The organism is Lysobacter enzymogenes, from assembly GCF_017168095.1.
In the GTDB taxonomy this organism is placed as follows: domain Bacteria; phylum Pseudomonadota; class Gammaproteobacteria; order Xanthomonadales; family Xanthomonadaceae; genus Lysobacter; species Lysobacter enzymogenes_D.
In genome coordinates, this window is sequence record NZ_LXSD01000463.1 from 1 (window position 1) to 7,009 (window position 7,009).

The 7,009-nt window shown below is 73.1% G+C and carries 5 protein-coding genes; 3 read left to right on the top strand and 2 right to left on the bottom strand.

Going from position 1 to position 7,009, the window contains the following annotated elements; genetic code table 11:
* Positions 1-4,221 (top strand): non-ribosomal peptide synthetase (locus A7A76_RS19715; RefSeq protein ID WP_206412856.1); only part of this gene is annotated, 4,221 nt, incomplete at its 5' end.
* 24 nt (positions 4,222-4,245) lie between these two features.
* Here A7A76_RS19715 and A7A76_RS19720 read toward each other — a convergent pair.
* Positions 4,246-5,175 carry a LysR family transcriptional regulator gene (locus A7A76_RS19720; RefSeq protein WP_206412858.1) on the bottom strand — a complete coding sequence of 310 codons (930 nt, stop codon included), beginning with the start codon at positions 5,173-5,175 and terminating at the stop codon, positions 4,246-4,248.
* A gap of 50 nt (positions 5,176-5,225) precedes the next feature.
* Between A7A76_RS19720 and A7A76_RS19725 the strand changes: the two genes are divergently transcribed.
* On the top strand, positions 5,226-5,864 hold the full coding sequence (locus tag A7A76_RS19725) for a LysE family transporter (protein WP_241201060.1): 639 nt from the start codon (positions 5,226-5,228) through the stop codon (positions 5,862-5,864).
* Positions 5,865-5,879: 15 nt separating this feature from the next.
* On the opposite strand, the gene A7A76_RS19730 is transcribed toward A7A76_RS19725, so the two are convergent.
* A complete protein-coding gene (locus tag A7A76_RS19730) occupies positions 5,880-6,482 on the bottom strand; it encodes an FMN-dependent NADH-azoreductase (protein ID WP_206412860.1) in 603 nt (200 codons plus the stop codon).
* Positions 6,483-6,605: 123 nt separating this feature from the next.
* Here A7A76_RS19730 and A7A76_RS25950 point away from each other — a divergent pair, with 123 nt between their 5' ends.
* Positions 6,606-6,992, top strand: coding sequence for a winged helix-turn-helix transcriptional regulator (locus A7A76_RS25950; RefSeq protein ID WP_206412862.1), 387 nt, complete (start codon positions 6,606-6,608; stop codon positions 6,990-6,992).
* Positions 6,993-7,009 lie beyond the last annotated feature (17 nt).

Below are 7,009 nucleotides of genomic sequence, written 5' to 3' on the forward strand. Positions count from 1 at the left end.
CCGCTGCGCGAACACGACCTGCGCGGCCGCGCCGACGCGCAGGCCGCGCGCGCGCGGATCGCCGCCGAGGAACTGCACGCGCCGTTCGATCTCGCCGCCGGGCCGCTGGTGCGCGCGCGCCTGCTGCATCTGGGCGAGGACGAACACGAACTGCTGCTGACCCAGCACCACATCGCCTGCGACGGCTGGTCGCTGGACGTGCTGGCGCGCGAGCTCAGCGCGCTCTACAACGCCTTCGCCGCCGGCCGCGCCGACCCGCTGCCGCCGCTGGCGCTGCACTACCCCGACTACGCGGCATGGCAGCGCCGCGCCTGCGACGGCGCGCGCCTGAGCGCGCAAAGCGATTATTGGCACCGGCGCCTGAGCGGCGCGCCGCCGCGCCTGGAACTGCCGACCGACCGGCCGCGGCCGCCGCAACAGTCCTTCGCCGCCGCGAGCCTGCCGGTGCGGTTCGGCGCGGACGAGACCGCCGCGCTCAAGCGGGTCGGCCGCGCCCACGGCGCCAGCGCGTTCATGACCGTGCTCGCGGCCTGGGCCGCGGTGCTGACGCGCTTGTCCGGCCAGGACGAGGTGGTGATCGGCACGCCCGCCGCCAATCGCGGCCATGCCCTGCTGCAGCCGCTGATCGGCTTCTTCGTCAACACCTTGGCGCTGCGCATCGACGTGGCCGGCGCGACGAGCCTGGGCGCGCTGCTGGAACGCGCGCGCGACGCCGCGCTGGAAGCGCAGGACCGCCAGGAGCTGCCGTTCGAGCGCGTGGTCGAACGCCTGCAGCCGCAGCGCACGCTCGAGGCCACGCCGCTGTTCCAGGCGCTGCTGGCCTGGCAGAGCAACGCGCCGCCGGCGTTCGCCTTCGACGGCGTGCGCGCCGACCCGCCGCGACTGCTCGGCGACACGCTCAAGTTCGACCTGGAACTGCACCTGCGCGAAGACGGCGACGGCATCGGCGGCGAGCTGTACTACAGCCGCGCGCTGTTCGACGCCGACACCATGCAGCGCCATGTCGGCTATTTGATCGCGATGTTGCGGGCGATGATCGCCGACGCCGGCTGCGCGCCGGATGCGGTCGAACTGACCGACGCCGCGGAACGCGCGCTGCAGTTGCGCGGGTTCAACCGCGATGGCGGCGACGAGGAGGCCGCGGGCGCGATCCCGCATGGCGCAGAACCGCACGCTGGCGATCCGCGCCCGGCGCAACCCTCGCCGCACGAAGCCGTGCACCGCGCGTTCGAACGCCAGGCCCGCGCCACGCCCGCGGCGATCGCGCTGATCCACGGCGAATGCCGGCTCGCTTACGCCGAGCTCGACCGTCGCGCCGACGCGCTGGCCGCGCGCCTGCGCGCGGCGGGATTGCGCCGCGGCGGCATCGTCGCGCTGTGCCTGGCGCGCGGCATCGCGCCGGTGACGGCGATGCTGGCCACGCTCAAGGCCGGCGGCGCGTACCTGCCGCTGGATCCGGACTACCCGCGCGAACGCCTCGGCCAGATCCTCGCCGACGCGGCGCCCACGCTGCTGCTGGCCGATGCCACCGGGCTCGACGCGCTGGCCGGCTGCGGCGCGACGCTGCCGCCGACGCTCGACCCGCACGCCGACTGCGCGCCGCCGGGCGACGACGACGTCGTGGCCGCGGCCGACGACGACGACCCCGACGCGCCGGCCTATCTGATCTACACCTCCGGCTCCACCGGCATACCCAAGGGCGTGCTGATGCCGCACCGTCCCCTGCGCAACCTGCTGGACTGGCAGGCGCGCGCGCTGCCGCCGGGACAGATCACGCTGCAGTACGCCGCGCTCGGGTTCGACGTGGCGTTCCAGGAAATCTTCGGCTGCCTCGGCCACGGCGGCGCGCTGGTCCTGGCCGACGCGCCGCTGCGCCTGGACTTTCCCGCCCTGCTCGCGCATCTGTGCGAGCAGCGCGTGCAACGCCTGCATCTGCCCTACATCGCCCTGCAAGGGCTGGCCGAAGCCGTCGTCCACTGCGAACCGGCGCAGGCGCGCGAACTCGACCGGCACCTGCGCGACATCGCCGTGGCCGGCGAAGCGTTGCGCATCACTCCGCAGATCCGCCGCATGTTCGCGCGCCTGCCGCACTGCCGCCTGCACAACCATTACGGGCCGACCGAAACCCACGTCGCCACCGCCCACACTTTGACCGGCGCGCCGGAAAGCTGGGCGGAACTGGCGCCGATCGGCCGCCCGATCGACGGCGCCCGCGTGTATCTGCTCGATTCGCGCCTGCGGCCGGCGCCGCTGGGCGCGGCCGGCGAGCTCTACGTCGGCGGCGCCGCGGTCGCGCAGGGTTACCGCGGCCAGCCGCGGCTCAGCGCCGAGCGCTTCCTCATCGATCCCTTCGTCGACGCCGCAGACGGCGCCGCCGCCCCGCGCATGTACCGCACCGGCGATCTGGCGCGCTACCGCAACGACGGCAGCCTGCTGTTCCTCGGACGCAACGACCGCCAGGTCAAGATCCGCGGCTTCCGGGTCGAACCCGGCGAAATCGAAGCGCGCCTGGCCGAACACGCGGGCGTGGCCGACATCGCGGTGATCGCGCGCGAAGACCGTCCCGGCGATACGCGCCTGGTCGCCTACGTCGTCGCCGCCGATCCCTCGCAAGCGCACGCCGGGCTCGCCGCGCAACTGCGCGCGGCGGCGGCCGCGGCGCTGCCCGAGTACATGCGGCCCTCGGCCTTCGTCGCCGTGGCCAAGCTGCCGCTGACGCCGAACGGCAAGCTCGACCGCGCCGCGCTGCCGGCGCCGGACGGCAGCGATCTGGCCCGGCGCGACGACGAGCCGCCGCGCCCCGGCGCGGAAACCGAGCTGGCGCGGATCTGGCGCGAACTGCTCGGGCACGAGCGCATCGGCCGCCAGGACCACTTCTTCGAACTCGGCGGCCACTCGCTGCTGGCCGCGCGACTGGCCGCGCGCCTGGGCCGGCACGCCGGCGCGCCGGTGCCGGTGAGCGAGGTGTTCCTGCATCCGCTGCTGCACGAGATGGCCGGCCTGCTGACGCCGGCCGCGCCCGCGGCGATGCGCGAACGCCCCGACCTGCCGGCCGAGGCGAGGCTGCCCGACGAGGTGCGCGGCCACGGCGCGGCGCGCCCGCACAGCGCGCCGCAGCGCGTGCTGCTGACCGGGGCCAACGGTTTCCTCGGCGCCTATCTGCTGCGCGAATTGCTGCGGCGCACGCCGGCGCGCGTGCACTGCCTGCTGCGCTGCGACGATGCCGGCCAGGGCCGCCTGCGCCTGCGCAACGCATTGGCCGGGTTCGGCCTGCTCGAAGATTGCGGCTTTGACCCGATCGACTTCGAGCGCATCGAGATCGAACCCGGCGACCTCGCCGCGCCGTCGCTGGGCCTGGCGCCGGCGCGGTTCGACGCGCTCGGCGAGCGCCTGGACGCGATCTACCACAACGGCGCCTGGGTCCACTCGCTGCATCCCTACCGCACGCTCAAGCCCGCCAATGTGCTCGGCACCGTCGAACTGCTGCGCCTGGCCGCGCGCGGCGCGCCGACCCGGCTGCATTACGTGTCCACCATCGCCGCGCTGCCGCCGCGCGATCCGCGCGCCGCCGCCGGCCTGGACGAAGAGGGCCTGTTCGCGCGCTGGCAAGACCTGCGCAGCGGCTACGCGCAAAGCAAGTGGGTGTCCGAACGCCTGCTGCGCGCCGGCGGCGAGCGCGGCCTGCCGTTCGCGGTGTACCGCCCCACCCACATCAGCGGCGACAGTGCCACCGCCGCCGGCAACGACCGCGACACCTGGAGCCTGTTCGTCGACGCCTGCCTGCGCCATCGCTGCGTGCCGGACATCGAGGACACCCTGAACTGGCTGCCGGTGGACTGGATGAGCGCGTTCCTGGTCGAACTGTCGCTGCGCGAGGGCCTGGACGGACGCAGCCTCAATCTGCTGCATCCGCACTCGTTCCCTCTGCAGCGGCTGCTCGACGCGATCGCCGCCAGCGACGGCGCGCCGGTGCGGCGGCTGGACTATCGCGACTGGCTGGCGCGGTGCGCGCGCGACCCGGCCACGGCCGACGTCGCCGCGATCCTCGCCGCCGAGCTCGCCGCCGGCGGCGGCAACGACGCGATCAGCGTGTTCGAAGACGAGCGCATCGGCAACGCGGTGACCGAACTGATCGGCGTGCAGCGCTGTCCGCCGCTGGACGAAGCGTTGTTGCGTGCGTATGTCGAACATCGCCGGCGCGCGCTGAGCGCAGCGCGCTGAGCGCGCCCGGCCGCGGCTGCGCGCTCAGGCCTGGGCGCGCAGCCACTGCGCCAGCAGCGCCGCCGGCGAACCGGCGCGCGCCGGCGCCGGCGACAGCAGGTAATACGCGCTGCCGTCGGCGACGAAGCCCAGCGGCGCGGTCAACACGCCGGACTCGATCTCATCGCGCACCAGCTGCCACGGCCCGATCGCGACGCCAACGCCGGCCGCGGCGGCCTGCAGGCTGAAATAGAAGTGTTCGAAGGTCTGCTGCATCGCCGCCGCGGGCCGCTTGCGCCGGGCCGCGCGCGCCCATTCGTCCCAGGCGCCGGCGCGGGTCGCGCTGTGCAGCAGGCAGACGTCGGCGCTGAAGCGCGCGTTGCGTCCGGCGCCGCCGACATGCGCGGCGCGATACGCCGGGCTGCACACCGGGCCGATGCGCTCGTCGAACAAATGCTGCGCGTGCGCGTCGCGGCCCCAGGCGAAATCGTTGCGCCGGATCGCCAGATCCACCTCGCCGAATCCGACCGGCCCACCGCCGGCCGACCACTGCAACGCGATGCCCGGATGCGCGGCCTGGAACGCCGGCAAGCGCGGAATCAGCCAGCGCATCAGCAACGTCGGCTCGCACGAGACCACCAGCGCCGGCTTGTGCGGCGGCTCGCGCAACTCGCGCACCGTCGCGGCCAGCAGTTCGAACGCGCCGGCGGCGGCATCGCGCAGGCACGCGCCGGCGGCGGTGAGGTGGACGCGCTGGTTGCGGCGTTCGAACAAGGCCAGGCCGAGCGCGTCCTCGATCGAGCGCACCGCGCGACTGATCGCGCCGTGGGTCAGGTGCAGCTCCTGCGCGGCGCGGGTGAAGCTGCCCAGGCGCGCGGCCGCCTCGAAGCAGCGCAGCGCGCCCAGCGGCGGCAGCGCGGCGCGTTCGCGCCAGGCCGGTCGTGAGCCGGGCTCACCATCGTCGTGAGAATTCATCGTTTGCCGCTCCGCTGGGCTGGGCCTAATTTAGCCGCAAATCCCAACCGATGCCCGCACCGACCATGCAGGAACTGTTAGCCGTAGTCACCATCACCAGCCTGGCGGTGATCAGCCCGGGGCCCGATTTCGCCATGGTCTCGCGCAACAGCCTGCTGCAATCGCGCCGCGCCGGCGTGCTGACCGCGCTGGGCATCGCCTTGGGCGTGTGGGTGCATGTGGGCTACACCTTGCTCGGGGTCGGGCTGGTGATCCGCGAATCCCTGCAACTGTACGCCGCGCTCAAGCTGCTCGGCGCGCTGTACCTGCTGTGGCTCGGCATCAAGCTGCTGCGCGCGCGCCACGACGCCGAGCCGCTGCCGGCCGCGCCGCCTCCCGCCGGCAACGGCGACCTCGCCGCCCTGCGCAGCGGCTTTCTGACCAATGCGCTCAATCCCAAGTGCACGGTGTTCGTGGTCAGCCTGTTCCTGCAGGTCGTCGGCCCGGGCACGCCGCTGCAAACCAGGCTCGGCTACGGCGCCTTCGTCTCCGGCGCGCACCTGCTGTGGTTCGTCCTGGTCGCGCTGCTGTTCTCGCAAGGCGCGGTGCGCGCACGGCTGCTGCGCTGGCGGCGCGGCATCGACCGCGCCTTCGGCTCGCTGCTGATCGGCTTCGGCGCGCTGCTGGCGGGCTCGGCGCTGCGGCGCTGAGCCCGCCGCCCGCACTCAGGCCGCGCGCAGCCGTTCGACCTGCTCCAGCGCGCCGGCCACCGCGCGCTCGGCCTGGTCGGCGCCCAGGCGCAGGCCCTCGGCGCGCACGAACTCCAGCCGGGTCACGCCGAGGAAACCGAAGAACGCGCGCAGATAGCTCTCGTGATGGTCCAGCGCCGCCATCGGCGATTCCGGCGCATACACGCCGCCGCGGCTGGAGGCGACGATCACCCGCTTTTCGCCGAGCAATCCGCGCACGCCGCCGTCGCCGTAGCTGAAGGTCTTGCCCGGCACCGCCAGCGCGTCGAGCCAGGCCTTGAGCGGCGCGGGCACGCTGAAGTTGTACATCGGCGCGCCGACGACGATGGCGTCGGCGGCCAACACCTGTTCCAGCGCAGTGTTGAGCGCGCGCACCTCGACGCTGTCGGCCGGCGCGGCCGGATTCAGCGCCGCGGCGTTGGCGGTGTTCAATTGCGGCAGCGGGTCGAGGTTGAGATCGCGGTACACCACGCCCGCGCCGGGGCTCAGCGCGCGCAGCCGGGACACGATCGCCGCCGACAGCTTGCGGCTGACCGACTGGTCCTCGAGGATGCTCGAATCGATGTGCAGGATGTTCATGGATGGGTCGCCTGATAGGGAAAGGGCCGCGAAAACCCCTGCAAACCCAGGCGTTTCTCGCTTGCCGGGGAATCTATTGGCGTATAGTGATCCTCACAAGAAGGATGATTTTCCGGACTAGGTATGCCCGACCATACTGACGACCCCTGCCGCGCCCACGCCGACCGCGTCGACGAAAGCCATGCCGAGATCCGCGCCGCGTTCGCCGCGTTCGCGGGCAAATGGAAGCTGGAAATCCTGTGGCTGCTGAGCCAGCGCATGCATCGCTTCAACGAGCTCAAGCGCGCGATTCCAGGGGTCACCCAGCACATGCTGACCCAGCAACTGCGCGAGCTGGAAAGCGACGGCATGGTGCGCAGAACGGTCTATCCCGAAATTCCGCCGCGGGTGGAGTACCAAATCACCGACGACACGCTGCGGCTGCGGCCGGTGTTCGAGGCGATCTTCGTCTGGTCGCGCCAGCGCCAGGCCACGCGCGCGGGCGACGGCGCCGACGACGCGGCCGCCTGAGGCCGGCCGCCGGCGGG